This is a genomic window from Mesorhizobium sp. WSM4814 (assembly GCF_055811595.1).
On the sequence record NZ_JBVVQT010000001.1, the window covers coordinates 496,780 to 523,062 of the forward strand.

A 26,283-nucleotide genomic window follows, 5' to 3' on the forward strand; every position below is an offset into this window, starting at 1 on the left:
GCTCGATCCCGCATTCGTCCTTCGCGATTGAGGAAGAAATGGATGGCCCATATTTGCCGCGGTTTCAGGGGTCGCTTTTGCGCCGCACGGTTTAGAGCTGTGCAGCTATCGAAGCATCGGTACCAACAATCGCTTGCGAAAGCTCGCGCGCATACTCCGCGCGGCGGATTTTCGGCTGCCGCAACGCGTAAGAGGGATGATGGAAAAAATAGACCGGGGTATTGGATGATCGTTCAGCAGCGAGAGCTGCGAATGCGCGTTTGGCTTCCGTACCAAACGCAACGATCGCTGCTAGCGTATCGTCTCTCCAGAGCCAATGGTCACGCAGCCATGGCAACAGTTCCGCCCATGTCGGATTTCGCTCTACGCCATTCTGCCCAAATACTGGGCCGGGTATGATGTTGTCGCGCGCGATGGCAATTTCGGCTAGCGGCAAATCTTTCAACAAAGAGGCTAGGAAACTGCCCGAGCGGGATGTGGGAGCGAGCGGTGCATGCAAGCCGCCATCGGCGGTCTTTTTGGCGCACAGTCCGAGAAACAGTATCTTCTGTTCGATCATCTCGCATTTTGTAAGGCCATAATGGTGTATAAGTTCTTTCTAACCTGGTCCACAGGAACTTCTCCGAACTGAATCCCAGTCGAGAAATTGAACTCGTCGCGGCCCGCAACGGCTTGGACTCCGGGTGGCTCGGGTGAGCTATAGGCCAGCATTGCAGACGGCGAGTGACCTGCGCGAAGGAGGCGGAGCCAGTCCGGGGTGCCAGGATAAGGTCTGTATTCAAAGGCACTACACCGAAAACGCCCTGAGAGGCCCTCTGTTACCGACCAAAGGGTTTCGATCAAATCCAATGTTGCGCGATGTTCTTCGCGGGTTTCGGTGGGCAAGCCTAGGATGAAATAGCCCTTCACCGAAATCCCGGCGCTGCAGAGGCGAGTGACCACTCGGATGATCTGCGCGACGGAAATTTTCTTGTCGATGTGCTTGAGCAGTCGGTCGCTGCCAGCCTCTATACCGAGAGCAACCTCGCGGCAACCGGACGCCACCATAAGATCAATAGTGTCGTTCGGAACCTTGTCGAGGACGTTGATCCGGCCCGTCGCGTCCCAACGAAGCGGGAGATTGGCTTGGACAAAGGCGTCGAGCGTCCTGACAATCATTTTGGAGTTGGCGAGAAAGAGGTCGTCGACAAATCGTATGCGGGTAACGCCGTATCGATCGCGTATCGTGGCCATCTCGGCGATAAGATTGTCTGGACTTCGCATGCGGATGCTCACATCAGGATTCGCGCTTACTGCGGCGCCGCAGAACGAACAATCGAAGGGGCATCCCCGTGAAGCGACCATGGCTGATTCCAGTTCGCCGGCGTCCGGGTAAGGGTCTTGCGCCAGATACTTGCGATCCAGAAACGGCATAGCATCGATGTCCGGTGCCAGGAGGGCCTTGTCACCGCGCATCTGGGGCATGGTGAGACCGTCACCGTTCCGCCAGCCGATTGAGGGCAGGCTGCTGCGCGACTCGATATCGGCCAAGAGAAGCGGCACCCGGGTTTCCGCTTCGCCGACAACAAGTGCGTCGATACGGGGAATGCCATGATCCTCCAGGATTTCCCGGGGCATTGCTTTTGCCTGATGACCGCCTAACATCACAGAAATGCCTGGATCCAATCCGGCTAGGATTGTGCGGCTATGGCCGTACGTCGGTGCGAGTAGGTTGAATCCCGCCCAGCGGGGTTGCGCGTCGTTGACGATGCCGACCGTCTCCGACAGGCTAAGCCCTACCACTTCGCTGTCGAGAAGTCCGACGTTGAAGCCTGTTTCCGCGGCCACGGTTGCGATGTAGCCGAGCCCAAGGGTCGGCAGAGTGAAGTCGTTGACGCGGCGCGTGCGGCCGTAGTCCTTCAACGGCGAATTTACGAGCAGCAGGTCAAGGCGGCCCTCCGCGCCGAGAATGCGCGGATCATTCATGACATTGGCCACAAGCCAGTGATTAGATTCACAGCGTTCATCGCTGTCGCTTCGATGGTTCCTCCGGCATCCAAGGCGATAACGATGTGGCCTTTCGACCGAAGGAACTCCGCACTCTCGGCGAAAAGTGATATTTCTGTTTCGATATCCAATCGGTCCTTAAAGAAATCCGATCGCATGGGTCCGCGTGACAGCCTGCGTTTGGCAAGCTCCATAGCGGTGGTCTCGAGAGCAACTGTTGTAACGCCTTCAAGCAAGGGCGCGTTGCTTGCGTAGACGAAACCCTGGTCAACCCCGGAAATGGGTTGATAAACAAGGCTAGACAGCACGAACCTGTCGAGCAGAAGGTTCTCCATGTTACTTTCGATGAGTTCTGCGCGAGCTGTGGAAAGCGCCAAGCTGAGAGTCAAACCGGGTGTTGCGGAGCTAGCGAGTTTACGTATCAGCGTGTTGAGGGAGGAAGACTCCACATTGCTGAACAGCTTGTACTGCTGTCCTCGATCAGCCAATAGGGAGATGACCTGCGGCAGCAAGCTTGACTTGCCGACACCGCTTGGGCCGTCGAAAGCTACAATCGTGCGACCCATTTCGCTTGCACCCAAGCATGCGTTGCGGAAGAATCAACAGAGAATCACTACTATATACGCGTATTATTAATTGAGAAAACTTGAGAAAAATAGAAGATCAGAGCTGGTCGACTTCACTCTGAAGGAACTGGCACATACGGATCCGTCGGTGAATGAAGGAACATTTGCTCAACCCGATGCCCTGCCGCTTCAACTAAAACCCTGGCCATCGCGGGAAGTTCGGTTCTTGCCCGGCGGTGGTCGTCGAGCGCAATGGGCGAAGGGGCTTCGGGCGCATCGATCCGCATCACGTTGTCCTTGCCAACCAGAAGATACGCTTGTCCGAGGGCATTCAGTGATTGGGCCCGCATAGAGCCAAAGTAGATGTCGCGCCATTGTAGGATCCCGCCTTTGGACTTGGCAGCGTCGACCGTGAAAGCGGTCTCTCCACAGCCGAGGCTCAGGATCTGGATATTGGCACGGTCGATGTCGAAACACGCCATCGTATCGACAAGGGCGTTCATCGTCGGGTTGTTTGCCCATAGGCCGCCGTCGACCATCGTGTAGCCGTTGTTGGGAAGGGCCTGAAAGAACGTCGGCGCCGCCGCCGTCGCAAGCCCGACCCGGACCATCCGCTCAAACCGGTCCTTTTTGTAATCGGGATGGTGAGGGGTTTTGTACAACCACGGCTCGCCATAGCGCCCCTCAAAGCTTGGGATCACCAGACGGTTGCGGGCCATCCCGAACGGGGCGTCGTCGAAAATGCGCAGCAGCTCGCTTTCGAGGTTATCGCGGTCATACGCATAGCGGCCGATGCGTCGCGCCTTGCGCAACACGCGCTGGACGGCATTGGGCGGCGGAAAAATCAGACCGCCGCGTTCGACATAGATGTCGCGGATCTCGCGCGCCGTTTTGCCGTGCGAAAGACCCAGCGCGACGATGCCGCCGGTCGAGGTGCCGGCAATCATGTCGAAACACGCAGCAATCGATTTGCCGCCAAGGAAGCGTTGCTCGAGCTCGGCGAGGATCGCTGTGGGCAGGATGCCGCAGATGCCGCCACCGTCGATCGACAGGATACGGAAGGGCCGGTTCTTCGGCCAAGGGAGCTGTGCACGCCGTTTCTGGGCGGTGCCATCGGAGCGGCGAGGGGGGAGGTAGGTCATCTATTCACCTGCCAGGCGCAGCGGTTCGATATGTTTACCGGTGCCGGTCCATGTTCCCGTGGCGCGCCAGCCTTCATAGGAGGTCAGCCAGTCAATCGTCCACGGCACGGTAGTTTCGGCAACCGACATGAAGGGCGACCATTCATCCGAATCCGGATCGAACATGCATAGCACCACATCGAGCGGGCCGCGGCCGATGTAATAGACGTGCGGCAGCTGGCCTTCCGGATCGCCGCGCCGCGGCCGCAGCGGCGGAGTCAGGATTTTCGCCCGCGGCTGCATGCGGCGGTTGTCGAGCTTTTCGATGAGGGAAGGGGCCCGGAACGCGATCTCAACCTGGAAGGTCTGCAGCAGGGGCCGCAACGGCCCCCGCCATGTCGCGGAAGCGCCTTCACGGGTGGCTAGTACCAGCAGCGGCCAACGGTCGGCCATCTCGGCGATCTGGCGCTCGATGGTGTAGGCGGCGGCGGTCAACGCCGTTCCCCCATGTTGGTGTGGGAACTGGCAGCCACCGGCGAGGCAGCGGCGACCGAACTGATAATCGCCGGCGCGGCGGGCACGAACAAGCCGCCTTTGCGGGTGTAACCCTGCTCAAGAGCACGGATCGCATGCCCGGTCCGGTCATTGAAGGTCCGAAGCGTCTTCGAGACAACCCGGTCGCCGAACCGGTTGCGCAGCCAGTCCTGAAGGTCCTCCAACTGCACGTCTCCCTGCTTGATCGCTTGGAGCCCGTCGGCTAGATCGCGCAGGGCGGCGGCAAACCCGTCCTGCTGCATCTTGTTCTCCGGCCAGCGGTCGGTGAACCGATCCTCATCCCACTCCGGATTGCGGACATCGAGGAGCCGCCCCTGGCGTGATGCCGCCTCGATGGCGCGTGCTGTCCAGCGCGCCTGCCGGATCACCATGTCGGAGAGCAGCATGCCCGGCAGAGCCGCCTTGCCGGCATGACACGACAGCATCACCGACGGCGGGATCCGGCCTGCGGTGGATGCGTAGAGGACATTGCGGAAGCGCTTGATTAACTGCAACGCCACCGTGGCGGTGTTCTTGACGATGAGGGGGGTCTGTGTGGGCACCAGGTGCACGTCGGCATCGGCCATGAATTCGATGCCGTCGGCTTCGTAAAGCCGCTTGTTGTAGGCCAGCGCGAACCGCTCCTCCATTGGCGTCCGCGCGTTGTACCAACGACCGAACGCCCAGGCGTTCATCATCACCGGCTTGTGCAGATGGCGCGGCCCGCCCTGCTTGGCATGGAAAATCACACTCTCACGATCCTTGGCGGTCGCGAGGCGGCGGGACGGGGTCAGGTCAACATGCATGTTGTCGGCGTAGCGCAGTGTTATGCAGCGGCTCTGGCGCTCGACCGCCTGCACTGGGTAGTCGGCGACGGCGCTTTCGAGAAGGTCAAGGACCTCCTCGGGCGACATCTCCTCGAGCACGTCGAGTTCGACCACGACATCAAGATCGTACTCGTCGTCGGTTCCCCGCGTCGAAATCGTGGCGTCGATCGTCATTGAACCCTGCGGGTAGAAGCACAAGACTCGGCCGTAGAGCGGACTTCCGGGGCGCTCGACGTGCTTGCGGATCGCCTCGTAGCGGTCGCCGGTCTTGGCATGCAGGCCTGCGGGCAGCTGGACGCTGATGGCCAGGTCGGCCAGGATTGCGTCCAGGGGATTGAGGAAGGGCTCGGCGGGTCCAAGGACCCCAGGAAATCGTGGCTGATCGTTCATTGCAGGGGTCCTTTTAGGGTTTAGCCTTTCGGCGGATACGGATCGTTGCCGTAGGAGTTGGAGTCACGGATCTGGCCATTCGGGCGGTGAGTGACGACTTCGCCGCGCTGGTTGATGGCGATGTCGCGCGCCGCGTCGATAGCGCCAGCTTGGGTGGAATGTACGGAGGTGGCCCGACTATTTCCGGCGCCGCGAACTACCCACTGACCGTTGCGAGGTACGACATGTTGATTTTTGCCCATGAAATGCTCCATTAGTTGACGTGTCGACAATATCGTAAAGATAAATCTTACGGACGGTTGCGTCAAGTCCCATATTATGCTGTTGTAGGCTGTGAGCAGACGGCGCGGGCGCGAGAGCGGACGCGCCGCTATGACTCGTGAAAGGACTTGTATGGTGGAATTGGCGGTCAAATTGAAGCAACTGCGAATGCGGAGTGGAAAATCGCTGCAGGAAGTAGCCGACGCCGTAGGGGCATCCAAAGCCCATGTGTGGGATCTTGAGCGAGGTGCGAGCAAGAACCCGTCATTGACGCTCATCAAGAGCCTGGCCGATTTTTATAGAGTGGGTGTTGCCGACCTAGTGGGAGAAAACCCGCAAGCGCCAGAAGAAGATCCTGCATTGGTGGCAATGTACCGCAACCTCACCGAACTCTCGCCGAGCGATCGTGAAACCATCGCGCTACTGATGGAACGCCTGAAAGCCAGTCGGAAATCATGACGGTTAGCCGAATCGATCTAGCCGATGCGGCCACTCCGGAAAAACTTGTTCTGGAGATTCTCAAGAACGAGCCCGGCCTCGCGATTCCGGTGCCGATTGAGACTCTTGCCCGGCAGCTCGACATTGTCGATATCCTCCCGCTTGAAACCGACGGCTATGAGGGCGGGCTGATTACGCCCGTCGACAAGTTCAACGGTTCGATCCTGTTCAACCGGGCTAGCCCGCGGAAGCGCCGCCGCTTCACGATCGCCCACGAGCTCGGACATTTCCTCATGCCATCCCACGTCCCCTCGGCCGAGGGACGATTTCTGTGCCGGTTGCAGGATATGCTAGCTTTGAAAGCCAATGAGGCCGACCGCCGTATGAAGATGGAAGTCGAAGCCAACCGCTTCGCGGCGCATATTTTGATGCCGGCGCCGCCTTTCCGAAAGGATGCGGCGGCGAGCAAGGATCCCGATCTTGGCCACTTGGTCCGGCTTGCCAACAAATACGATGTCAGCAAGGAAGCAGCCAGCCGCTCATATGTCCGCTACAGGGAAGAGCCGGTAGCGGTGATGATTACCCATCAAGGTAAGGTTCTTCGTGTGTACGGGGACTACGCCAAGTTCCCGGGTCTTTGGGCTGAACGGGCCCGGCCGGTTTCTCCCTACTCGCTGCTGCGCAGACGAACCCATCAGGAGGGAGTGCCGAGTGACATCGATGAGACCGATGCCGGGGTATGGATCGACGTGCAGCGGGGCAGCAAGCCGCCTGCCCTCTACGAGCAGGTGCTGCTCCAGCGTGATGAGTTCGCGATGATCATGCTTTCGATGAACCCTCTCAATGAGGATGAGGAAGACCCGGAAGATGATTTGACCTCGGCCCAGCGCCTCAGGCGAAGACTGGATCGCTGGTAGACCGATTGCCGTCTCGCGGGCGCAGAATTGCTATCAAAGCCGGCAACCGCAGCGCCGATCGCTCGTGTATTACAAAGTTTATCCTTTATTCACCAATGGCGCTTACGTTCTTGATATGAGCAAAAAAGTCATTTCGTTTCGTCTCGCCGAAGACGACTTGGCCATACTCGATAAGACCGCTCGCCGGTTCAATATGAGTCGATCAGAAGCGCTCAGCGCTGCCCTTCGTTCGTTCAATAATGATTACGTCAACGAAAACGGCACATTCGTGCGGCGCACTCCTTGGTGGCTTCAGACGCTCGGGGATGAAACCAAGTGACGAAATTGGACGTCAATAGGCTGGTCTTGGTCACTGCGCTGATCTTGCTGGTGCTGATTGCCGCGGGATCTGGGTATCGGCTGGAGATCGGACCCTATGGCTTTACTTTCGAACGGGGCAACAACGCGAACACCGATCCGTCTAGCTTGGCCGACACTCCCGCCCTGCCGTCTCAGCCACAATCACCAGGCACGCTGTAGTGAGCGAGCCAACTAAATGGGGGGTGAACCTAAGGCCCCTTTTTCGGGATATCTGGCTCAGTCATCTGCGGAAGTACGCGACCACGGTTCAACTCTAGGTAATTTTTCGAGTGCAGAATATTATGATTTAGGCTCGATGCTGCCGAGCCGAGTTCGGGTAGGGAGGGGAATGCTCATGGATTGGGAGCACTTGCTCAGCAGCGAACGTCTGGGAGACGTTAGTTATCAGGCGAAACCAAATCGCTCCATTTTCGTGCAGGATTACGATCGGATCGTATTCTCTGCGCCGTTCAGGCGGCTTGCAAATAAGACGCAAGTGCAGCCGCTATATGAGCACGATCACGTGCACCACAGACTTATCCACTCCGTTGAGGTTGCGAGCGTAGGCCGCTCGCTGGCGATGGCGATTGGAAACTGGCTCGAGCAGGAGAACGAGATCGAGACCGGCGAGGCGCACAGCCTCGCAAATATCGTGCAGGCGGCATGTGTCGCGCACGACATTGGAAACCCGCCATTCGGCCACTCTGGCGAGGAGGCTATGGGGGACTGGTTTGCCGATCAGTTTTCTCGTTCAAATGAGCTGATAAGCGAGGTCCCGATCGTTAGACAGCTGGCCTTCAACCACTTTGAAGGGAATGCACAGGGGTTCAGAATCTTGTGCCGGCTGGAGATGTATCGGAACGATGGTGGAATGCGGCTTTCCAAGGCCACGCTGGGGGCGTTCACGAAATATGCTGTCACAGCATCCACGCGTGAGTCCGCAGCATCCGGGATGGCCGCGGGATATGTGGGTCTCAAGAAGTTCGGTATCTTCGATAGTGAACTCGAATCGTTCCGCAGCGCCGCCAGCACTCTGGGTCTGGTGGTCGAGAATCAAGGCGATAAAACGTGGTGGCGACGTCATCCGCTGGTGTTCGTTGTCGAGGCGGCAGACGATATCTGCTATAATATCGTAGACCTTGAGGATGCTTTTACGACTGGCGAGGTGGGGTACGATGTCGTAAGAGATATACTATACGAAGCAGCTGGGAAGCCAAACAGAGATGTTTCCGCATATACCGAGGCCGAAAACATCGCGATGTTGCGTGCTATCAGCATCGGGAAGGCCATCGAGAGTTGTGTGGAGGCATTCAAGGAAAATTACGCTGCAATCATGGCCGGGAGTTTCTCAGGATCACTTGCAGAAATCTGCAGTATGAAATCATTATTCGAGCGGATGAAGAGGGTCTCCAAAGACGAGGTCTTTACAGCCCGCCGGAAGACCGAGCTAGAAATCTCTGGACGCAAGATCATATGGAATGTGATGACGGGGACATTGCCCGTCTATGAAGATCTTAGGCGATCCGGCTGGAAGGAGGCAGGATTGACGGCCCATTCCTGCCACTTAGTCAGAGCTTTGGGACTTGATCTGAGGAATATAAATACTTCGGAAGACGCGCTTCATGCGCTCGCGGATTTTACGTCAGGCATGACCGATCGTTACGCACTCCGCATTTCGAGGATGCTCTCAGGAACTTGACCCATTGAATGCGCGAAATTCGTATCGTTTGCGACCCACCAGGAGACCGGAGCGGCTGCTTGCATTTAGCTGCTGGGCGTCGGCCAGCTTCCGGCCCTGAATCGTAAGAAGCGCGTCAGGATTCAGATGCCTTAGAGCCGGGTTTTCGCGGAGACTGACGGTTCCACGGACGCCCAGTCGGTGTTAAGTTTGCTTATTAGTGGAGCGCCCGAGCCGGATCTGAACGATTTGGCCGTGTGTCGGCCGCGCTGCCTGCGATAGGTCTATGCGCGAGGATCGCTCAATACCAACCAGGTCGATCATTTCCGGGCGCAATATCTCGTTGTCCGGTAACGCTTCGGCATCTTCGAGATCGATCGTGAACACCATCGCAACGCGGTGCATGCGCACGAGCAGGCCAAGCTGTTTGTCATCTTCGATCACTGGCCCGATCGAAACGGCACGCCGGCCCAAAGGCCCCTCATGCGCCTCTGGATGATCGGCACGTTCAGTGCCATCAGACTGCGCGGTGCCGACGAAGCGAGTTCCGCCACGATCCGTTCTATTGGTGGCTGGTAGTCCCGGAAGCGTTGCTCGGGCGTGCGAAACTCGATCTGCGACGCGGAAAGGCTCGCTAGTGTTTTCCTCGCCCCATAGCTCGAGCGCATGTCCGGAGGCAAGGAATATCTGCTCTGGCGGGAAAGCGAGCGTCGCTGCGCATGATCGATCGCCGCCTCGATGGCGAGAAAGAACCGGATCGCATGGCATCGAGTGGCGACAACGCGGAATTATGTCGTCGACAGAGTATCCGCGCGACAAGATTGTCCGGAGAATAATGAGCGACTTCCTCGTGTTGCCAGGGCAATCCGCGTACTCTCAGCTCGGGCCCGTCAATGAGTCCACGCGAGATATAGTGTTTACGGCTCAGGCCACCCCCGCAATCGCGCGCGGCCGCCATATAGCAATTCGTCTGCTATCAAGCGACATCCGGAAGTGACCTCTCGGCGACACTTAAAACTGCCCCCTTGGTTGATGGACTGTGGCTCGGCCCCGGACTCCACAGGAGGGACCCGCGCGTAGCGGAGCGCCTCCGCGCGGCTGGCGGAGCGGAGCGCGGGAGGTAACTGGGGGCTCCCGGGTGCCGGCACGTCGGGGCGCAAATCTGTCGGCTATCGTGCGTCATGAGCCTTCTCCAGGTTGAGGTTGGCTGAGTTGAAGATACCGGCACGGCGCTTCTCGCGCAGGCGGTAGCTGTCGCCGCGGATCGTGATGACATGGCTGTGATGGAGCAACCGGTCGAGGATGGCTGTGGCCACGACCGGATCGCCGAATACCTCGCCCCATTCGCCGACGTACCGGTTCGACGTGATGAGCAGACTGCCGCGCTCGTAATGCCTGGAGACGAGCTGGAAGAACAGGTGCGCCGCGTTGGGGTCGAACGGCAAATACCCGAGTTCGTCGACGATCAGCAGCTTGGGCTTTGCATAGAACGCCAGGCGCTCTTCGAAGCGGCCCTCCTGATGCGCCTTGGCGAGGGCGGCAACCAAGGCCGGGGCGGCAACGAACAGCACCGAGTATCCTTCGCGGATGGCTTCGCGGCCGAGCGCGATGGCCAGATGCGTCTTGCCCACACCGGGTCGGCCGAGCAGCAGCAGCGTGTCGCCGTGCGCGATCCAGCGACAGGCCGCCAGATCACGAATCTGCCCGGGATCGAGCGAGGGCTGGGCTGAGAAGTCGAAGCCGCTAAGATCACGCACGGTGGGAAAGTGGGCGATTTGCTGGCCATCTCGATCCGGCGCTCCTCCTTGCGGGCGACCTCGCGCTCGCAAAGGAAGGCCACGGCTTCCCGCACGGTGAGTTCCCGCCGCGCCACTTCGTCCAGAAGATTGTCGAGCTGGTCACGGATCGCCGTTAGCTTGAGCCGTGTCAGCATCTCGATCAGCGCATCGTGGTCGACCATCACCAGCCTCCCCCGACCAGAAGTTCATATTCCCGCAGCGGACGCAAAAGCGCCGGATCCGGCGGACCGGACGGCAGTGCGGCCGGCTGGCGGTCGAAGCTCTCGTACTGCCTCCTGTTCAACCCGACCGATCTGAGATCGGCTCGCTACAATCCGCTGCTGGAAGTCCTCGTCGACCCCGGGGGCGCTGGAACGGCGCAACCACTGGGAAAAGACGAGTCATTCCCTCCTGGTCGGCGTCACCCGCACGTGCTCTACGCCGAAGAAGAAAAGACGCTCGCCCGTGTCGCCACCTTCTTGTCGGACCCACAACGCTCATTTGCCGCGACACTGCAGCGGATGATGACCACCAATCATCTGGCCGCTGCCATAGGCCTTGGCTTACAGCAGTGGATTGCCAGGCTGGTGCTCTGGATCGCCGACCACACGCGCGCGGTCTTCGCAGCTCGCCGCGAGCCTGACTTCGCAAACGTGTTTGTCCGCCACCTTCGCCTGAAGGGTTGGCTCGCATGCTGAATCTTTCAGAATATCACGGCAAAGCCGACCGGCTTGCCGATCATCTGCCTTGGGCCGCACTCGTCGCGCCCGGCATCGTCCTCAACAAGGACGGCAGCTTTCAGCGCACCTTTCGGTTCCGCGGCCCCGATCTCGGAAGCGCGACTGAAGCCGAACTTGTAGGCATGTGCGCGCGGGCAAACAATGCGCTGAGAAGGCTTGGCTCTGGCTGGGCATTGTTCTTTGAGGCCGAGCGCATCGAAGCGCTGGGCTATCCGAACTCGCATTTCCCGACGCGACCTCATGGCTAGTCGATGAGAACGGCACGGCGCTTTCGAAGGCAAAGTCGCGCATTACGAGAGCAGCTATCATCTGACCTTGCTGTTCATGCCGTCGCCGGACAGCCAAGCGCGTGCGGAAAGCGCGCTCGTCGACTCACTTCCGAAGGCGAGACAGACTCATACGTTCGTAGGTGAGACGATGGGACTATCGCTCGCGCGCCTCGGCGATCGCGGGAGTTCTACTGGGACGTCCTTTTCTGCCCGACGACGGTGGCGGGATGACCTACGCCCATTTGGTCGCCCGGTTGGAGGATTCATCTCGGTGTTTGGTGTGCCGTCGCTGTTGGGTTCAAAGTGGACGGTCGCGATGGTGTATGAACGGCAGGCTTGCCGCGTCGCCCGATCGAGATCACTAGCGCGCTTTTGCTCTCGAGTTCATCCAAATAATCTGCCCACCACTGCATCATTTTGACACGCTCTTCCCAATGCTCAGCCCGGGCGTAGGCACGACGAACGTCGTTGTTTTCGATGTGGGCCAGTTGCCGCTCTATCGCATCCGGATGCCAATTTCCGCATTCGTTTAGCAGAGTTGATGCCGTTGCTCGAAAACCGTGCGCGGTAGCTTCCTCTTTGCCATAGCCCATACGGCGAAGGGCGGCGTTAAGCGTGTTGTCGGAAATCGGACGCGAACCCGATCGAACACTAGGAAACAACAGCGATCCACCACCAGAGATTTCTCTAAGTGAGGTCAGGACGCTGACCGCCTGCCTGGAAAGAGGTACACGGTGCGGCCTTCGCATCTTCATGCGTCCTTCAGGGATGCTCCACACCGACCTTTCGAAATCGAACTCGTCCCATCCGGCCGCGCGCAGCTCGCCGGGGCGGGGAAACAGCAGGGCCATCAGCTTCAGGGCGGCTCGGGTTGTTGGCTGTCCGTCAAACGCATTGATCGCCCTCAGCAAGCCTCCCAAGGCCTTAGGATCGGTAACTGCGGCACGCGGCGTGACCGTCGGACCGACGAGTGCGCCCCTCAGGGCGATCGTCGGATCTACATCGGCGCGTGCGGTTGCGATTGCATATCGAAACACGCTGCCGATGGTGGAGCGCAGTCGCCTGGCCGACTCGTATCGACCGCGAATCTCCACGCTGCGGAGAGCGGCAAGAATTGTGGCCGGATCGATCTCCCTTATGCTTTTGTCCCCAAATGTTGGATAGGCAAAGTCGAGCAACCATTTGACCTTGGTGATGGTCCGGTCGGCACGTCCCTCCTTCTTCAGCTTGTCAACATAATCCTCCGCGATTGAGCGAAAGGTGTCCTCTGCCGAAGCCTTTTGCGACTTACGCTCCTGTGCGGGGTCGATGCCACGTAGGAGAAGACGTTTGGCGGTATCGCGCGCCTCGCGTGCCTCAGCGAGGGAGATGAGGGGATAGCTGCCCAACGCCAGAAGCTTCTGCTTGCCCTTAAAACGATAGGCGAGGCGCCATAGCCGAGATCCGGTCGGCTGCACCCAAAGCTGGAGCCCGCCACCGTCAGAAAATTTCACGAGCTTGGAAGCGGGTCGGGCATTTCGGCATTTCACGTCGGACAGCGCCATTTTCGGGACCTCCACTTGGCTGCATCGATACCATCAGGATCTCCAATACCAGCGAAAATACCAGCCCTCCGCCTCGTTGGACCAACCACGCCGAAATTCCACAAAGCCCGACCAACCGCGCCTTGCGCACTGAAATCACCAAAGATTTCAGCTAGTTGCCAAGACAGAAGCGTAGAAGCTTCGGCGAAAGAGACTGTCGGGAGAAGAGGGGATGGTGCCCAGAGGCGGATTCGAACCACCGACACGCGGATTTTCAGTCCGCTGCTCTACCAACTGAGCTATCTGGGCCTGTTCCGGCACGCGGGCAGTTCTGCACGCCGGATTTCTTGAAAGCGCCGCAGGCGCCCCTTGAAAGCGCGTGGGTTATAGCACGGGAATCCGGCCTGTCCAGCGCCTAAGCGTTGATTTCAAGCGGCAAACGAGCAATCACTGGACAGCTCGATTCATGGGACGCGGTCGAAGTCACCAAGCCGTGCCGAACAGCTTCATTTGGGAGGGTCGTTGTCCGTTTCGTCCTCGTCGTCGCGGCCCGGAATGACATAGGCGCCCTTGAGCCAGCGGTTGAGGTCGATGTCCTTGCAGCGCACGGAGCAGAACGGGTAGGTCTCGCGCGCCGACGGCTTGCCGCATTCGGGGCAGGGCCGCTTGGGGCGCAGCGGCGTGACCTTGTCGTCCGCACCCGAGTTCATGGCCGAACTGACTGCCAGTTGGCATGCACCTTGAAGCCCTCGCCGGCCAGCAGCGCCACCGTCTCATAGAGCGGCAGGCCGACGACGTTGGTGTAGGAGCCGACAAGCTTGACGACGAAGGCGCCGGCCAGACCCTGGACGGCGTAGCCGCCGGCCTTGCCGCGCCATTCTCCCGAGGCCACATAGGCGTCGATCTCGGCGCGCGGCAGCCGCTTGAAACGCACCCTGGTCTCGACCAGCCGCTGGCGCAGCTTGCCGCTCGGCGTAACCAGGCAGATGCCGGAATAGACCCGATGCGAACGGCCTGACAGCAGTCCGAGGCAATTGACGACGTCGTCGAACGTTTCGGCCTTGGGCAGGATGCGCCGGCCGACGGCGACCACCGTGTCGGCGGCCAGCACGAAGCTCGGTGCATAATCCTCTTCCGTCTGCAGCGAGGCCAGCGCCTTTTCGGCCTTTTCCTTCGACAGGCGCTTGGCCAGCGAGCGTGGATGCTCGGCGCGCAGCGGCGTTTCGTCGACACCGGCCGGCAGCACGCGGTCCGGCTCGATGCCCGCCTGCTGCAGCAGTTCGATCCGGCGCGGCGAACCCGAGGCAAGCACGAGCTTCTGCAAAATGCTCATCGCGATCCCGGCCGAGCTCTGACGATCTTACTTGAAACGGTAGGTGATGCGGCCCTTGGTCAGGTCGTAGGGTGTCATCTCGACAAGGACCTTGTCGCCGGTCAGCACGCGGATACGGTTCTTGCGCATGCGGCCGGCGGTGTGGGCGATGATTTCGTGTTCGTTTTCAAGCTTCACCCTGAACATCGCATTGGGCAATAATTCCGTGACGACACCCGGAAACTCGAGGACTTCTTCCTTCGGCATTCGATACCTTTGCTTGGATGGATTCCCAGCGCCTAGAGCATGATGCCGAAAAGTGTGAAACGGTTTTCGGACGACATCATGCTCTACTTCTTGGATTTAGAGGCGGATTCAGATTTCAGGTCGAACAGACCTGAAATCATCCGACTCTAGCCGGAATTTGGGCGGAACCTATATGATAATCGTGCGCTTGTGAACATGCTTAAATCAGCCCGGTTTCTCTGTTTCCGGCGCCAGAAAACGGCGGCCGATCCGCGCCTTCAGCCGTTCGCGCACCTCGCGATAGGCGGCCATGATCTGCTCGCGCGTGCCGCCGACGCCAGTCGGGTCCGGCATCGGCCAATATTCGACGTCGACGGAAAGCGAGCGGGTAAGCTCGAGCGCGGTGTGATGGGCTTCCGGCGACAGCGTGATGATCAGGTCGAAATAGTCGTCCTCGAGATCGTCCAGTGTCCTCGGGTGCCGGTCGCCGAGCGAAAGCCCGTCCTCGGCCAGCACGGCGTCGACGAACGGGTCGCGTTCGCCGCCGCGCACCCCGGCCGACGCGACGAAGGTCGCGGCCGGAAGCACTTTGCGCGCCAGCAGTTCGGCCATCGGCGAGCGCACGGCGTTCATGGCGCAGACGAACAGGATCGAGCGGGGCAGGATCGAGCGGGGCATTGGGACTGACAGTTCAGCCTCGCCAGTGCAGTACGCAGACCAGCGTGAACAGCCGGCGCGCCGTGTCGAAATCGATGTCGATCTTGCCGGCCAGCCGGTCCATCAGTGTCTGCGAGCCCTCATTGTGCAGGCCGCGCCGGCCCATGTCGATCGCCTCGATCTGGCTGGGCGTCGAGCTGCGGATGGCATCGTAATAGCTTTCGCAGATCATGTAATAGTCCTTGACGATGCGCCTGAGCGGCGTCAGCGACAGGATGTGGGTTACGACCGCCGCGCCATCCTCGCGCGCCACCGCGAAGACCAGGCGGGATTCGGCCAGCGACAGTTTTAGCCGGTAGGGCCCGGCACCGTCGTCATTGACCGGCTGGAAGCTGTTTTCCTCGATCAGGTCGAAGATCGCCACCGCCCGCTCATGCTCGACGTCGGGCGTTGAACGGCCGATCGATTCGTCGAGTTCGACATCGATCAGCCTGGCACGGGTTCGATCGTAGTCCGCCATGTCAGCTACATATTCAGCCGGATGGCGACGGAGCGTCCATGCCCGTCGAGGCCTTCCGCTGTGGCCAGCGCGATGGCCGCCGGCGCCAGCGCCCGCAATTGCTCCGGCCCGAGCTTCAGGATTGAGGTGCGCTTGACGAAATCGAGCACCGAAAGCCCGGACGAGAAGCGCGCCGAGCGCGCCGTCGGCAGCACGTGGTTGGAGCCGCCGACATAGTCGCCGATGGCTTCCGGCGTGTGGCGGCCGAGGAAGACGGCGCCGGCATTGCGCATCCGCGCCAGGAAGGCTTCCGGCTCGTCGATGGCAAGCTCGACATGCTCGGCCGCGATGCGGTCGACCAGCGGCAGCGCCGCCTCGATTCGGGGGACGTGGATGACGGCGCCGAAATCGCGCCAACTCGCCGCCGCCGTCCCGGCGCGCGACAGGTTTTGCAACTGGCGTTCGACCGCCCGTTCGACCGCCGCGCCGAAGTCAGGATCGTCGGTGATCAGGATCGACTGCGCCGACACGTCATGCTCGGCCTGGGCAAGCAGGTCGGCGGCGATCCAGTCCGGATCGTTATTGCCGTCGGCCACGACAAGCACTTCCGATGGCCCGGCGATCATGTCGATGCCGACCGTGCCGAACACCTGGCGCTTGGCCGCCGCGACATAGGCATTGCCGGGGCCGACGATCTTGGCGACCGGCTTTATCGTTTCGGTGCCATAGGCCAGCGCTGCGATCGCCTGCGCGCCGCCGACGCGGTAGATCTCGGTTATGCCGGTCAGGTCCGCCGCCACCAGCACCAGCGGATTGATGATGCCGCCGGGCGCCGGCACCGCCATGACGACGCGCTCGACGCCGGCGACCTTGGCCGGCACGGCGCTCATCAGCACCGAGCTTGGATAGCTCGCCGTACCGCCCGGCACATAGAGCCCGACCGCCTCGATCGCGGTCCAGCGCGAGCCGAGCTCGACGCCGGCAGCGTCGGTATAGCGGTCGTCGTTCGGCCGCTGCCGCTCGTGATGCGAACGGATGCGGTCACGGGCGAATTTGAGCGCCTCGATAGTCTGCGGGTCGGCTGCATCGTAGGCCTTGGCGATGTCGTCTTTCGACACGGCAATGCCGAGGCCTTTCAGGTCGGCCTTTTCGAATTTCTGCGTGTAGTCGATGAGCGCCGCGTCGCCCTCGGCGCGGACCCGCGCGATGATCGCGCGCACCACCGCGTCGACGTCCTCCGAGACCTCGCGCTTGGTCAAAAGGAACGCGGCAAACCGCGGCTCGAAATCGGCATCGGACAGACGAAGCGTGATGGCCATCTTGTGTGCTCAGGCTCTGTGGAAGGGGCGCGACGTCGCTTCCCAGGCGCCGCCAGTGTCAGCCAGCCGCGCCTCGATGCACTCGACATCGAGCATGATCGCGCCACCGCCTGAAAAGATCAGCTCGACAATGCCGGCCGGCTTGTCGAGCGCGACGAAGCTGATCGCCAGCAGCGACAGCACCTCGTCCGGCTTGTCGCGTGCAATGCCGCTGGTCTTGGCGCCCAGCACCCGGTCGAAATGCAGCACGCTTTGCCGCCGTTCATTGTGCCGGCGGAACAGCCCCGATTTCGCCTCCCAGACGAAGCGGTTCATCGTCATCACGAAGCGCTTGACCGCCGGCATGTATTCGAGGTCGCCGACCTTGAGCACGGAGTCCTGGACATGGGCCGAGACGATGCTCAGATCCTGATCGTCGAGCGCGACAAGCTTGAGAAGGTTCATGCGGAGTTCGCACCTGCGAAGGTTACATCGGTTTTCTGTTAGGCGGTCTTGGCGATCCGTGCAACCGCGCCGGAAGTCTTGGCTGGGTAATCGCCCGGGGTCGGCGCTGTTCATCACCTTGGCTTCCAGCATTGGTAGTTGGCGAAAGCGGAAGGATCATCCGATCTCCCCCCTTGCGGGGGAGATGTCCGGCAGGACAGAGGGGGGTGGGAAGGATCGCCACTTTCGACTTCTGTCTTCCCCGATCTTGGAAATTCAACTGCGTGAGCTGTGATCGTTGATAGGCCGGAGGGACACTACCCCCCTCTGCCCTGCCGGGCATCTCCCCCGCAAGGGGGGAGATTGGACGCTTCGCCGATAGCGCCAACCCGGCAATGTTTAAGGTGCCACGGCAGGCAGGGCAGCGCCGCGATTTGAGGCCCTGGGTTCTGCCGATTTCGCCTACCCCGAAATCCGCTCGATCTCCGCGCCGCAGCCGGACAGCTTTTCTTCCAGCCGCTCAAAACCGCGGTCGAGATGATAGACCCGGTTGACCGTGGTCTCGCCTTCGGCCGCCAGGCCGGCGATGACCAGCGACACCGAAGCGCGAAGATCGGTCGCCATCACCGGGGCGCCCTTCAGCTTCGGCACGCCGTCGACGATCGCCGTCTGGCCGGACAGTGTTATGTGGGCGCCGAGCCGGGCAAGTTCCTGGACGTGCATGAAGCGGTTTTCGAAGATCGTCTCGGTGATGCGCGACTTGCCCTTGGCCATCGTCATCAGGCCCATGAACTGCGCCTGCAGGTCGGTCGGGAACGCCGGGAAGGGCGCTGTCGTCACGTCGACCGGCGCAATGCCGGCGCCATTGCGCCTGACACGGATACCGGAATTGGTCTGCGTGATCTCGGCGCCGGTTTGGGAAATCACGTCGAGCGCGGTCTGCAGCAGGTCCGCCCGTGCGCCTTCGAGCACGACGTCGCCGCCGGTCATGGCGACGGCCATCGCATAGGTGCCGGTCTCGATGCGGTCGGGTATCACCCGGACGCGCGCGCCCGACAGCGCCTCGACGCCGTCGATGGTGATGGTCGCGGTGCCGGCGCCGGAAATCCTTGCGCCCATGGCGTTGAGGCATTCGGCGAGGTTGACGATCTCGGGCTCGCGGGCGGCGTTTTCGAGCACCGTCTCGCCCTTGGCCAGCGAAGCCGCCATCATCAGCACATGGGTGGCGCCGACCGAAACTTTCGGGAAGACGTAGCGATTGCCGACAAGACGGCCGTTCCTGGTCTTGGCGATGACATAGCCGGTGTCGACGTCGATATCGGCGCCCAGCGCCTGGAGGCCTTCCAGGAAAAGATCGACCGGCCGCGTGCCGATGGCGCAGCCGCCGGGCAGCGACACCTTGGCCTCGCCCATGCGGGCAAGCAGCGGACCGATCACCCAGAACGAGGCGCGCATCTTCGACACCAGTTCGTAGGGGGCCGTTGTGTCGACGATGTTGCGGGCGGAGAAAGTGACGGTGCGCGAATAGCCCTCCTGCTGCTTTTCGCGGCGTCCGTTGACCGAGTAGTCGACGCCATGATTGCCGAGGATGCGGATCAACTGCTCGACATCGGCCAGATGCGGCACGTTTTCCAGGGTCAGCGTGTCGTCGGTCAGCAGCGAAGCGATCATCAGCGGCAGCGCGGCGTTCTTCGCGCCCGAGATCGGGATGCTTCCGGCAAGCTTGTTGCCGCCGACAATTCTGATGCGATCCATTTAAAGAGCGTCCCCTCGGCCGAAAGGCCGGTTTAATCGGTTGAGTCTGTTGTGGCCCGTCTAAACCATTGGCCGGCTTGGTTCAAGAAACAGGATTCCCGCCCTGGCCAGCCTGTTGATATCAATCCTTTTGCGTTTCCCTTAAGCCGCCGAGCCCGTCCGGCCGCTTGTCAGCCTCGCCAGTGCGTCGCGAGCGCGACTGCGCCTTGCGCTTCTGCAGATTGGCGCGCAATTGCTCGGCGAGCCGGGTCTGGCGGTCAGCTTTTGTCGACGGCCCGCCCTTGTCAGATGGGCCCTCCTTGTCGGGTGGACCCTCCTTGTCAGATGGAATTGCCTTGTCGTTCATGGTTCCGTCCCGGCTGACCCGCTATTCAGGGATAGCCAACATTGTGGCGCTGCCATGTCCGCAAAAGCCGTCGGAGCGGGCTTTCACAGATGGCTTGCACTTGGCCTTGCGCTTGCCGGTTCGATATGGCAGAAGCCCCGCCATCAGCGGCTGCGGTAGCTCAGTGGTAGAGCACTCCCTTGGTAAGGGAGAGGTCGAGAGTTCAATCCTCTCTCGCAGCACCAGTTTATCCCATTGAAATCGCTCGAACCCTTGACACGCAAGGCTCTCGTGATCGCTGCAGATTCCTTCAACGGAATTGGTTGGCACAAGATCGACAAGCGCAGCGCCTTGACATCGACGTGTATCCATTCCCATACGATGAAGGTGATGTGCGACGAGATTCAGGCTCCCACGGCCAGAACAGGTCATAGCGCCCGGGAATCAGCCATGCGTGCGAACATCCTGGCTGCACAAACCATGCCGGCTGGGATTTTCGCGAGGCCTGGCAAGCCTCGCGCAGGTTCTGCTTCGAACATCGCGCCGAGAGGGAGCGGTTTCTTTTAGAACGTCAACCAATCCGCCATCCCTTCGCGTCTGAAGCCCTACCGGGTTTGACGTCGATCAGCCTCGTGCCGCCGAAGGATTTCTACAACGCGATGGCAAGACTTTAGGCATGTCACCGTTTCGCGGTGTCAGCATCCCGCTCGTCGCGTCTGAGGAACTCGCTGGTGACCGTGCCGAGTTGGTTTTCCAGCCAATCTGCCATCGCCTCTTCTTCGCGGAGGTTTTCTTTACACGCTCTTTGGGTCTCGGAGTCGCCGACCTCGCCGGCTGCGGCAATGAGCATTTTGTAGCTGGCGATTTCCATATGCTCGAATGTGTAGCTAGCCAGTGATCCTTTCATCACCTCGTCGCCTGCAAACATGCCGCTGATGTTCTGTCCGATGGCGATTAGCTTACCGCCAGCGTCCTTCAGCGTCGAAGATCCGTCGCCGATTCGATCGAGGCATTGTTCAAGACGTTTTGCCTGTTGCCTCGTTTCTTCGAGATGCATGTTCATCCGGTCGCGAATCTCGGGATAGTTTTCGAGACGCTCGATTTGGCCGCTCAACATGGTCTCGGCTTGTTCTTCCATGGCGTGAGCGTCGCGAAGCCACTGCACCAGACGTTCCTTGGAGTCTGTCATGTCTGTCTCCGTTGGTCAGCATTGTCTTACTGCCATCGCAACGCTGCCACAGACCGTTAGTTCCGATCGCCTGCAAAGCGCAGTCGATACCCGGCGGTGACCACGACCACCCGTCCCGCAGGTCGCTGCCTCCCCGGCCAAAAGCCCCTTGAAGCGCGACATTAGCGTTAGCAATAGCGCTCTGTGAGCAGTGGGCGTTGCCTGGTAGGCGCCGGCCGGCAGCTTTGGTCCGCCGCAGGAACAAGCTCCAGAGGTTAGGGCGGTGAGTATCTCAGATCAGAGTGGCCCGAGGACAAATATGGCCAGTAGGGCAACAAAAAGCACAGCGGTGATCACGGCGCCCCACATGAGGACCCTTCCTGTGCCGCGTTGCTCTTCCTCGCGAGGTATCTCTTTCGCCATAGCACGCATCCTTTTTGAGAAGTTCGGTGACTCAGCAACGTGTCTTGCGGAGGCTGGTTCCCGGCAGCCATCTTGAACGGATCAGCTTTCGGAGGGGCCTATTGATGCCCTGGTTCATTTGGATATTCCCTTGGACCCACGCCATGGGCGCGCTTTCGCTAGAAGTCCATGCGAGGGACGCCGGTTATGGCACCGAATTCTCACTGCTAATTTAGCTGGAAGTGATGGAACCTGTTTGCCCCCGCCAAGTTCGATAGGCAATGGAGGAGATTGCCACCATGAACAGTGTCATTTATCTCATCGGCCTTGTCGTCGTCGTGCTTGCGATCCTCTCCTTCCTCGGATTCCATTAGGAGATACCATGCAGCGCGAAGACGATCAGGGCCGTAAGCCGGCCGATTTCGAAACAGCCAAAAGCGAACTGTCCGAGCGGTTCCAGCAGGAAACGCAGACCGCGACAGAGGCGCTACACGACGCTCGCGACGAACTCGCCAGGAAGGCGGGCGACTACGCTGCTGAAGCGAAGCAGGCGTTGTTCGACAAAGCCGAGGGAACACAGCGCGATATCAGCTCCAACCTGAAGGCCTTTAGCGGAGCCTTGCGAGCAGCAAGCGAGCATCTGGCCAATAATGATCAACGGACCGCTTCGAAGTTCACCCTCGATGCCGCCGGCTCGCTTGAACGCCTTTCGTCTTCGTTGAAGGATAAACCATTCGAAGATGTTCTTGGTGAGATGCGGTCGTTCGGCCGCGAAAACTCAGGGGCGCTGATAGCCGGCTCAGTATTGGCAGGATTGGCGCTGGGGCGGTTTATCAAGAGCTCGCCGCCATCTGCCCGCACCGAAGCACAGCGTCGATCGGGAACAGACCGACGGTCCGGAACGATTTCGAACACGGATAAGTCGGCCACGCGATCGGCAGAGGCACCTGACACTACGCCGCCCCCCTTCAATCAGCCCAGAGACGACAATCAGCCCAGAGACGACAGGGCCGGCGATGACTTGGCCGGTGGAGAATTGGCCGGCGAAAGCCAGGAGCGGAAGCCATGAACAACAATCAGGAAAGTCGCGGCCTGGCTACCCTCGTCAGCGATCTGGCACAGCAGGTCACAGCCCTGCTCCAAACCGAAAGTAGGCTGTTGCGGGCCGAAATGTCGGAAAAAATCAGCAAGGCCGGCGCAGGCGCCGCCGAGGTTCTGGCCGGCGCCATATGCCTTCTCGCGGCCTTGATGGTGCTTTTGCAAGCACTCGTAATCGCCCTGGCGAGTGCCGGCCTAGGAGCGGGATGGTCCTCGCTGCTGGTCGGGATCATCGTCGCGGGACTGGGGATCATTCTCTTGCGCTCTGGCACGAAAAACATGGCTCCTTCCGAGCTGACGCCCGATCGCACACAAGACCAACTGAAGCGCGATGCACGCGTGATCAAGGATCAAATGAGATGAGCGACAAATCCGCAGCCGAGCTTGAACGCGATGCCGACATCGCCCGGGCCAAAGTAGCAGACACCGCCGAATCGATCCGCAGCAAGATGACACCGGGTCAATTGCTCGACGAATTTACCGGAATCCTTTCCGGCGGCGAGGGATCTGCCATGCTTGGCAACCTCAAGTCGCAAATCAGGGACAACCCGTTGCCGCTGACGTTGATTGGAGCCGGCCTCGCCTGGCTGATGCTCGGCAACGGCCCTTCGGCCACCAACTCAGCTGCCGCTTATCGGACAGGCACGGCTCGTGACGCGTTCTCCGACCGGCGCAGCGATGAATTCAGCCAGGGCAGCGAAGCGTCCGGAATCGGGGCGATGCTCTCGGATACCGCCGGTTCGGTCACATCAGCAGCAAGCGGCGCGGCCGAAGCTGCGGCAAACGCCGCAACGGGCGCCAAGGAGAGGGTAACAAACACCGCCGACCAGCTCGGCTCAAGCGCCAGCGACATAGCGGCTCGGACGCGCCAATCGGCACAAGAGCTCTTCGAGCGCGAACCGCTGGCTATCGCCGCATTCGGCCTTGCGCTGGGCACTGCCATCGGGGTGATGCTGCCCCACACAGCCACAGAGGATGAACAACTTGGCGCCTACCGCGACCAAATTCGCGACAGTGCGGAGGAGGTTTTCGAAACGGGCATGGAGCAGGCAAAGCAAGTTGCCGCCGAGGCCTACGAAACGGTCAAGGAAGAGGCCGACCGGCAAGGCTCGGGTGGAGATGCCGACACGCTAGCAGGCAAGGTCGGCAAAGTTGTGGAATCGACCGCAAACAAAACCGAGGAAGCCATTCGCGATCGTTTGCCGGGGTCGTCGGACGAGTCGTCTGCAAGCCCATAGCATCGCCACCAGCCTGAATGACGGGCTTGGTCCATAAGGATGTCATCCGGCATTGTCGCCGGTCGTTGGGCAACCAGTCCGAAACCAAGATCGCACGATATTTGGAATCAAGGTTAGTCGGGTTGCCTCCCCGACCGTAACCCTTGAAGCGGAACGTTAGCGCGCGCTGATGGTTTTCTTTCAGCAGTGGTTGGCAATGCGACGTCAGAGGCATCCAGTGTTGACCGTCGAAGGAAAATGGATATGGGACAGCTGGTATTGCCGGGATGATCAGGGACTCTGGCATGCCTTCTTTCTGCAGGCCGATCGGTCGCTTGGGAATCCCGAGCTTCGACACTGGAACGTTACCTGGGGCCTCGCCACAAGTCCTGATCTACGCCAGTGGACGTATCGAGGAACGGTTTTCCGGCCGAGCAAAACTCCGTCCTTTGATGATCTGACGATCTGGACCGGCTGCGTTGTGCGGAACGACAGGGGTTCATGGACCGTCTTCTATACCGGGACATCATGCGCTGAAGAGGGCAAGATACAACGGATCGGACGCGCGAGTAGCGCCGATCTAGTCCATTGGAGAAGGCAGGGCCTTGCGCTCGAGCGCACCGGTGAGAATGCCGAGTATTACGAGGGTCGCGTTCCGCGGCGCTGGAAGGACTGCTCGCTGCGGGATCCTTGGGTGATACGTGACCCCGAGGGCTCTGGCTGGCTGATGTATTTCACGGCCCGATCGCCGATGCCATCGGATACCAATGCCTCTGGTGCAATTGGCGTTGCCCATTCGCACGATCTTGTAAATTGGCAGCTTCAGCCTCCGGTTTATGTCGGATCTTTCGGGGAAATCGAGGTCCCCCAAGTCTTCCAGCGGGGCGACAAATGGTTCTGCCTCTTCTGCACACATTCACAATGTTGGTCGGACGAATTCAAGCGCAACTATCCGGGAGAGCCGGTAGCGGGTATCCACTATCTTGCCGCCGATCATCCCTTGGGGCCATGGAAACCGGCGGACGGTCCATTCCTATACGGCACACCCGACTGCGAGATATATGCCGGGCGCCTTCTTACACATGGTGACCAGGACTATCTACTTGCCTTCATTTCGGGTCCGGAGGAGCGGTTTTCGGGGACAATCTGCGACCCTATTCCAATCCACTTTGACGCGTCCGGAAGATTGGCGTTGGTCGAGCCACGATCTCCAGATCCGCCAACTGATTATAGAGTCTCTGGTCTTCGTTCACGTCGGGCGATCTGAAAAATTGGCACGAGCGCGACCCGCTTTCCGCAGGCTTGTCTGCGGCGTCGGTCGAAATGGGCTTTGCAGCGTGAACGCGTCTGGCAGAATTCCCTTTTCGACCTGGCTCCAGGTTACGGGAGCTGCTATCGGAAAGTGTGGTCCGGCTCTTGGCGAATACGCACCGACCGCCGTGTTTCCTCGCCCATTTCGGAGATAATCCAGGAAGATCCGCCCTACGCGGGCGGACGGCGCAGCCGCCAACAGGTAGCGATCGGGATACTTGTTGACCAGCTGCTGCGCCAGCCTGCGTGCATACTGCCTGGCCGCATCGTGGGTGATCGCAGCGTTCAGCGGCGCCATCACATGCACGCCTTTGCCGCCAGTCACCTTCGGCCAGCTGTCGAGTCCTGCTGAACGCAGCATATCGCGGAGCGCCAAAGCCGTGCCGGCAACTAGCTCCCATTCGACTCCTTCGCCAGGATCCAGATCTATTACGAGGTGGTCGGCATGCTCGATATCATCAATGGTGGCGTTCCATGGGTGCAATTCGACCACGCCCATTTCCACCAAGCCAAGAAGCCCATCAAGGTCATCGACCCACAGCCTCACACCTTCGCCACCTTCGCGTTTCTGAACTCGCAGCTGATGCACGGCATCCGGAACTTTGGGCAATCTGCCCTTGTGATAGAACGTGACGCCGTGGGAGTGGCGAACCAGCTTGAGCGGGCGTCGGCCAAGGTGGACGAGCGCCTTCCTCGCTACCTTCGTCCAATATCCGATCAGATCCTCTTTCGAGGGCACGACGGCGTCGGGCAGCAATTGCAGAATGTTTTCGGGCGGGACGCCCAAACTTTCATCGGACGGCGGCCGCTTGCGGGCTAAACGCGGCGCGCGGCTGGTGGGCTCAGATCATCTCGCGCAGCCCCTTGAACACCGCCTCACGCAGCAGTGCCTTGGGCTTGTCTATCGGTTCCGAGAGTGGAGATTTCGCCACAATCAGTGGGTCCAATCGTTCACGCACTTCGCGTGCATCGCGCAGACAGAAGCCGCGAGGGCGCTGCGTGGGCGGAAATGAGAAACAGCGAGGCCAGCCAGCTAAAGGGTAAAGTTCACGACCGGCCGATCAGCCCGGGGCGGAGCATCTCGAGCGCTGTCCTATCCGCCGGCAAAGCAGCAATGAGATTGACCGATAACGAGACCCGGCATAGCCGCGCGAAACCGTTGCAGCCCCAATGCGTGGGGTTGG

Annotated in this window: 28 protein-coding genes, 2 tRNA genes and 4 pseudogenes; 12 read left to right on the forward strand and 22 right to left on the reverse strand. The window is 60.3% G+C overall.

What is annotated here, in order from left to right; all coding sequences use genetic code 11:
- Nucleotides 1–91: 91 nt before the first annotated feature.
- From AC0L2V_RS02360 to AC0L2V_RS02390, 7 genes are all read right to left on the reverse strand, one after another.
- On the reverse strand, nucleotides 92–559 hold the full coding sequence (locus AC0L2V_RS02360; RefSeq protein ID WP_473519317.1) for a hypothetical protein: 468 nt from the start codon (nucleotides 557–559) through the stop codon (nucleotides 92–94).
- The gene (locus AC0L2V_RS02365) at nucleotides 556–1,965 is read right to left on the reverse strand and encodes a B12-binding domain-containing radical SAM protein (RefSeq protein ID WP_473519318.1); all 1,410 of its coding nucleotides are present in this window, start codon (nucleotides 1,963–1,965) and stop codon (nucleotides 556–558) included. The genes AC0L2V_RS02360 and AC0L2V_RS02365 overlap by 4 nt, the downstream gene beginning before the upstream one ends.
- Entirely contained in the window at nucleotides 1,962–2,552 is a 591-nt protein-coding gene (locus AC0L2V_RS02370; protein WP_473519319.1) for a dTMP kinase, read from the reverse strand. The genes AC0L2V_RS02365 and AC0L2V_RS02370 overlap by 4 nt, the downstream gene beginning before the upstream one ends.
- Before the next feature lie 113 nt (nucleotides 2,553–2,665).
- Nucleotides 2,666–3,694 (reverse strand): CBASS cGAMP-activated phospholipase, encoded by a 1,029-nt coding sequence (locus AC0L2V_RS02375; protein ID WP_473519320.1) that lies wholly within the window; start codon nucleotides 3,692–3,694, stop codon nucleotides 2,666–2,668.
- Complete coding sequence (locus AC0L2V_RS02380; protein WP_473519321.1) at nucleotides 3,695–4,168, reverse strand: type II CBASS E2 protein; 474 nt, start codon at nucleotides 4,166–4,168, stop codon at nucleotides 3,695–3,697.
- Complete coding sequence (locus AC0L2V_RS02385; RefSeq protein WP_473519322.1) at nucleotides 4,165–5,424, reverse strand: nucleotidyltransferase domain-containing protein; 1,260 nt, start codon at nucleotides 5,422–5,424, stop codon at nucleotides 4,165–4,167. The genes AC0L2V_RS02380 and AC0L2V_RS02385 overlap by 4 nt, the downstream gene beginning before the upstream one ends.
- 20 nt (nucleotides 5,425–5,444) lie before the next feature.
- Complete coding sequence (locus AC0L2V_RS02390; protein ID WP_473519323.1) at nucleotides 5,445–5,666, reverse strand: DUF2188 domain-containing protein; 222 nt, start codon at nucleotides 5,664–5,666, stop codon at nucleotides 5,445–5,447.
- 154 nt (nucleotides 5,667–5,820) lie between these two features.
- Between AC0L2V_RS02390 and AC0L2V_RS02395 the strand changes: the two genes are divergently transcribed.
- The 5 genes from AC0L2V_RS02395 to dgt all read left to right on the forward strand — a co-directional run bounded on the left by AC0L2V_RS02395 (nucleotide 5,821) and on the right by dgt (nucleotide 9,078).
- Complete coding sequence (locus AC0L2V_RS02395) at nucleotides 5,821–6,144, forward strand: helix-turn-helix domain-containing protein (protein ID WP_258121958.1); 324 nt, start codon at nucleotides 5,821–5,823, stop codon at nucleotides 6,142–6,144.
- Nucleotides 6,141–7,040: an ImmA/IrrE family metallo-endopeptidase gene (locus tag AC0L2V_RS02400; protein WP_473519324.1), complete on the forward strand. Its 900-nt coding sequence runs from the start codon at nucleotides 6,141–6,143 to the stop codon at nucleotides 7,038–7,040. Before AC0L2V_RS02395 ends, AC0L2V_RS02400 begins: the two co-directional genes overlap by 4 nt.
- 64 nt (nucleotides 7,041–7,104) lie before the next feature.
- Nucleotides 7,105–7,359 carry a ribbon-helix-helix protein, CopG family gene (locus AC0L2V_RS02405; RefSeq protein ID WP_473519325.1) on the forward strand — a complete coding sequence of 85 codons (255 nt, stop codon included), beginning with the start codon at nucleotides 7,105–7,107 and terminating at the stop codon, nucleotides 7,357–7,359.
- Nucleotides 7,356–7,559, forward strand: a complete 204-nt coding sequence (locus tag AC0L2V_RS02410; RefSeq protein WP_258121961.1) for a hypothetical protein — start codon at nucleotides 7,356–7,358, stop codon at nucleotides 7,557–7,559. The genes AC0L2V_RS02405 and AC0L2V_RS02410 overlap by 4 nt, the downstream gene beginning before the upstream one ends.
- Nucleotides 7,560–7,734: 175 nt before the next feature.
- The gene (gene dgt, locus AC0L2V_RS02415) at nucleotides 7,735–9,078 is read left to right on the forward strand and encodes a dGTP triphosphohydrolase (protein ID WP_473519326.1); all 1,344 of its coding nucleotides are present in this window, start codon (nucleotides 7,735–7,737) and stop codon (nucleotides 9,076–9,078) included.
- 183 nt (nucleotides 9,079–9,261) lie between these two features.
- Here dgt and AC0L2V_RS02420 read toward each other — a convergent pair whose 3' ends face one another.
- Complete coding sequence (locus AC0L2V_RS02420; RefSeq protein WP_473519327.1) at nucleotides 9,262–9,501, reverse strand: hypothetical protein; 240 nt, start codon at nucleotides 9,499–9,501, stop codon at nucleotides 9,262–9,264.
- A gap of 725 nt (nucleotides 9,502–10,226) precedes the next feature.
- A pseudogene (gene istB, locus AC0L2V_RS02425) lies at nucleotides 10,227–11,023 on the reverse strand (IS21-like element helper ATPase IstB).
- A 75-nt stretch (nucleotides 11,024–11,098) separates the two neighbouring features.
- Between istB and AC0L2V_RS02430 the strand changes: the two are divergent.
- Nucleotides 11,099–11,386, forward strand: a pseudogene (locus tag AC0L2V_RS02430) (conjugal transfer protein TraG); the annotation flags it as partial.
- A gap of 140 nt (nucleotides 11,387–11,526) precedes the next feature.
- Nucleotides 11,527–11,950, forward strand: a pseudogene (locus AC0L2V_RS02435) (conjugal transfer protein TrbE); the annotation flags it as partial.
- Nucleotides 11,951–12,107: 157 nt separating this feature from the next.
- On the opposite strand, the gene AC0L2V_RS02440 reads toward AC0L2V_RS02435, so the two are convergent.
- The 11 genes from AC0L2V_RS02440 to AC0L2V_RS02490 all read right to left on the reverse strand — a co-directional run bounded on the left by AC0L2V_RS02440 (nucleotide 12,108) and on the right by AC0L2V_RS02490 (nucleotide 19,924).
- Complete coding sequence (locus AC0L2V_RS02440; protein ID WP_473519328.1) at nucleotides 12,108–13,388, reverse strand: tyrosine-type recombinase/integrase; 1,281 nt, start codon at nucleotides 13,386–13,388, stop codon at nucleotides 12,108–12,110.
- A gap of 212 nt (nucleotides 13,389–13,600) precedes the next feature.
- Nucleotides 13,601–13,676, reverse strand: a tRNA-Phe gene (locus AC0L2V_RS02445).
- Nucleotides 13,677–13,873: 197 nt separating this feature from the next.
- Nucleotides 13,874–14,077 (reverse strand): DNA gyrase inhibitor YacG, encoded by a 204-nt coding sequence (gene yacG / locus AC0L2V_RS02450; RefSeq protein WP_023803280.1) that lies wholly within the window; start codon nucleotides 14,075–14,077, stop codon nucleotides 13,874–13,876.
- On the reverse strand, nucleotides 14,074–14,700 hold the full coding sequence (locus AC0L2V_RS02455; protein WP_023803279.1) for a Maf-like protein: 627 nt from the start codon (nucleotides 14,698–14,700) through the stop codon (nucleotides 14,074–14,076). The genes yacG and AC0L2V_RS02455 overlap by 4 nt, the downstream gene beginning before the upstream one ends.
- 27 nt (nucleotides 14,701–14,727) lie before the next feature.
- On the reverse strand, nucleotides 14,728–14,946 hold the full coding sequence (infA, locus tag AC0L2V_RS02460; protein WP_006200926.1) for a translation initiation factor IF-1: 219 nt from the start codon (nucleotides 14,944–14,946) through the stop codon (nucleotides 14,728–14,730).
- Nucleotides 14,947–15,150: 204 nt separating this feature from the next.
- The gene (locus tag AC0L2V_RS02465) at nucleotides 15,151–15,603 is read right to left on the reverse strand and encodes an arsenate-mycothiol transferase ArsC (RefSeq protein WP_084833935.1); all 453 of its coding nucleotides are present in this window, start codon (nucleotides 15,601–15,603) and stop codon (nucleotides 15,151–15,153) included.
- Between the two features lie 13 nt (nucleotides 15,604–15,616).
- Nucleotides 15,617–16,102, reverse strand: a complete 486-nt coding sequence (locus AC0L2V_RS02470) for a UPF0262 family protein (RefSeq protein ID WP_023803277.1) — start codon at nucleotides 16,100–16,102, stop codon at nucleotides 15,617–15,619.
- 5 nt (nucleotides 16,103–16,107) lie between these two features.
- Nucleotides 16,108–17,400 carry a histidinol dehydrogenase gene (gene hisD / locus AC0L2V_RS02475; RefSeq protein WP_473511323.1) on the reverse strand — a complete coding sequence of 431 codons (1,293 nt, stop codon included), beginning with the start codon at nucleotides 17,398–17,400 and terminating at the stop codon, nucleotides 16,108–16,110.
- 9 nt (nucleotides 17,401–17,409) lie between these two features.
- A complete protein-coding gene (locus tag AC0L2V_RS02480; RefSeq protein ID WP_473519329.1) occupies nucleotides 17,410–17,844 on the reverse strand; it encodes a DUF2948 family protein in 435 nt (144 codons plus the stop codon).
- Between the two features lie 441 nt (nucleotides 17,845–18,285).
- Nucleotides 18,286–19,578, reverse strand: coding sequence for a UDP-N-acetylglucosamine 1-carboxyvinyltransferase (gene murA / locus AC0L2V_RS02485; protein ID WP_023800240.1), 1,293 nt, complete (start codon nucleotides 19,576–19,578; stop codon nucleotides 18,286–18,288).
- A gap of 121 nt (nucleotides 19,579–19,699) precedes the next feature.
- Nucleotides 19,700–19,924, reverse strand: coding sequence for a hypothetical protein (locus AC0L2V_RS02490; RefSeq protein WP_473511326.1), 225 nt, complete (start codon nucleotides 19,922–19,924; stop codon nucleotides 19,700–19,702).
- A 149-nt stretch (nucleotides 19,925–20,073) separates the two neighbouring features.
- Here AC0L2V_RS02490 and AC0L2V_RS02495 point away from each other — a divergent pair.
- Nucleotides 20,074–20,148, forward strand: a tRNA-Thr gene (locus AC0L2V_RS02495).
- 434 nt (nucleotides 20,149–20,582) lie between these two features.
- Here the strand turns inward: AC0L2V_RS02495 and AC0L2V_RS02500 are convergent.
- Nucleotides 20,583–21,092 carry a ferritin-like domain-containing protein gene (locus tag AC0L2V_RS02500; RefSeq protein ID WP_027155497.1) on the reverse strand — a complete coding sequence of 170 codons (510 nt, stop codon included), beginning with the start codon at nucleotides 21,090–21,092 and terminating at the stop codon, nucleotides 20,583–20,585.
- A gap of 763 nt (nucleotides 21,093–21,855) precedes the next feature.
- Between AC0L2V_RS02500 and AC0L2V_RS02505 the strand changes: the two genes are divergently transcribed.
- The 4 genes from AC0L2V_RS02505 to AC0L2V_RS02520 all read left to right on the forward strand — a co-directional run bounded on the left by AC0L2V_RS02505 (nucleotide 21,856) and on the right by AC0L2V_RS02520 (nucleotide 25,055).
- The gene (locus AC0L2V_RS02505) at nucleotides 21,856–22,542 is read left to right on the forward strand and encodes a hypothetical protein (RefSeq protein ID WP_473511328.1); all 687 of its coding nucleotides are present in this window, start codon (nucleotides 21,856–21,858) and stop codon (nucleotides 22,540–22,542) included.
- Complete coding sequence (locus tag AC0L2V_RS02510; RefSeq protein WP_473511329.1) at nucleotides 22,539–22,934, forward strand: phage holin family protein; 396 nt, start codon at nucleotides 22,539–22,541, stop codon at nucleotides 22,932–22,934. Before AC0L2V_RS02505 ends, AC0L2V_RS02510 begins: the two co-directional genes overlap by 4 nt.
- Nucleotides 22,931–23,809, forward strand: a complete 879-nt coding sequence (locus AC0L2V_RS02515) for a hypothetical protein (protein ID WP_473519330.1) — start codon at nucleotides 22,931–22,933, stop codon at nucleotides 23,807–23,809. Before AC0L2V_RS02510 ends, AC0L2V_RS02515 begins: the two co-directional genes overlap by 4 nt.
- A gap of 196 nt (nucleotides 23,810–24,005) precedes the next feature.
- Nucleotides 24,006–25,055 (forward strand): hypothetical protein, encoded by a 1,050-nt coding sequence (locus AC0L2V_RS02520; RefSeq protein ID WP_473519407.1) that lies wholly within the window; start codon nucleotides 24,006–24,008, stop codon nucleotides 25,053–25,055.
- Here the strand turns inward: AC0L2V_RS02520 and ligD are convergent.
- Nucleotides 25,038–26,085: pseudogene (gene ligD, locus AC0L2V_RS02525) on the reverse strand (non-homologous end-joining DNA ligase); the annotation flags it as partial. The gene AC0L2V_RS02520 and the pseudogene ligD overlap by 18 nt on opposite strands.
- Nucleotides 26,086–26,283 lie beyond the last annotated feature (198 nt).

What these genes read in the sequence shown, in the direction of transcription:
- AC0L2V_RS02360 (WP_473519317.1), bottom strand. Translation starts at nt 559, where the DNA reads ATGATCGAACAGAAGATACTGTTTCTCGGACTGTGCGCCAAAAAGACC.
- AC0L2V_RS02365 (WP_473519318.1), bottom strand. Translation starts at nt 1,965, where the DNA reads ATGAATGATCCGCGCATTCTCGGCGCGGAGGGCCGCCTTGACCTGCTG.
- AC0L2V_RS02370 (WP_473519319.1), bottom strand. Translation starts at nt 2,552, where the DNA reads ATGGGTCGCACGATTGTAGCTTTCGACGGCCCAAGCGGTGTCGGCAAG.
- AC0L2V_RS02375 (WP_473519320.1), bottom strand. Translation starts at nt 3,694, where the DNA reads ATGACCTACCTCCCCCCTCGCCGCTCCGATGGCACCGCCCAGAAACGG.
- AC0L2V_RS02385 (WP_473519322.1), bottom strand. Translation starts at nt 5,424, where the DNA reads ATGAACGATCAGCCACGATTTCCTGGGGTCCTTGGACCCGCCGAGCCC.
- AC0L2V_RS02390 (WP_473519323.1), bottom strand. Translation starts at nt 5,666, where the DNA reads ATGGGCAAAAATCAACATGTCGTACCTCGCAACGGTCAGTGGGTAGTT.
- AC0L2V_RS02400 (WP_473519324.1), top strand. Translation starts at nt 6,141, where the DNA reads ATGACGGTTAGCCGAATCGATCTAGCCGATGCGGCCACTCCGGAAAAA.
- dgt (WP_473519326.1), top strand. Translation starts at nt 7,735, where the DNA reads ATGGATTGGGAGCACTTGCTCAGCAGCGAACGTCTGGGAGACGTTAGT.
- AC0L2V_RS02440 (WP_473519328.1), bottom strand. Translation starts at nt 13,388, where the DNA reads ATGGCGCTGTCCGACGTGAAATGCCGAAATGCCCGACCCGCTTCCAAG.
- yacG (WP_023803280.1), bottom strand. Translation starts at nt 14,077, where the DNA reads ATGAACTCGGGTGCGGACGACAAGGTCACGCCGCTGCGCCCCAAGCGG.
- AC0L2V_RS02455 (WP_023803279.1), bottom strand. Translation starts at nt 14,700, where the DNA reads ATGAGCATTTTGCAGAAGCTCGTGCTTGCCTCGGGTTCGCCGCGCCGG.
- infA (WP_006200926.1), bottom strand. Translation starts at nt 14,946, where the DNA reads ATGCCGAAGGAAGAAGTCCTCGAGTTTCCGGGTGTCGTCACGGAATTA.
- AC0L2V_RS02465 (WP_084833935.1), bottom strand. Translation starts at nt 15,603, where the DNA reads ATGCCCCGCTCGATCCTGCCCCGCTCGATCCTGTTCGTCTGCGCCATG.
- AC0L2V_RS02470 (WP_023803277.1), bottom strand. Translation starts at nt 16,102, where the DNA reads ATGGCGGACTACGATCGAACCCGTGCCAGGCTGATCGATGTCGAACTC.
- hisD (WP_473511323.1), bottom strand. Translation starts at nt 17,400, where the DNA reads ATGGCCATCACGCTTCGTCTGTCCGATGCCGATTTCGAGCCGCGGTTT.
- AC0L2V_RS02480 (WP_473519329.1), bottom strand. Translation starts at nt 17,844, where the DNA reads ATGAACCTTCTCAAGCTTGTCGCGCTCGACGATCAGGATCTGAGCATC.
- murA (WP_023800240.1), bottom strand. Translation starts at nt 19,578, where the DNA reads ATGGATCGCATCAGAATTGTCGGCGGCAACAAGCTTGCCGGAAGCATC.
- AC0L2V_RS02490 (WP_473511326.1), bottom strand. Translation starts at nt 19,924, where the DNA reads ATGAACGACAAGGCAATTCCATCTGACAAGGAGGGTCCACCCGACAAG.
- AC0L2V_RS02500 (WP_027155497.1), bottom strand. Translation starts at nt 21,092, where the DNA reads ATGACAGACTCCAAGGAACGTCTGGTGCAGTGGCTTCGCGACGCTCAC.
- AC0L2V_RS02505 (WP_473511328.1), top strand. Translation starts at nt 21,856, where the DNA reads ATGCAGCGCGAAGACGATCAGGGCCGTAAGCCGGCCGATTTCGAAACA.
- AC0L2V_RS02510 (WP_473511329.1), top strand. Translation starts at nt 22,539, where the DNA reads ATGAACAACAATCAGGAAAGTCGCGGCCTGGCTACCCTCGTCAGCGAT.
- AC0L2V_RS02515 (WP_473519330.1), top strand. Translation starts at nt 22,931, where the DNA reads ATGAGCGACAAATCCGCAGCCGAGCTTGAACGCGATGCCGACATCGCC.
- AC0L2V_RS02520 (WP_473519407.1), top strand. Translation starts at nt 24,006, where the DNA reads ATGCGACGTCAGAGGCATCCAGTGTTGACCGTCGAAGGAAAATGGATA.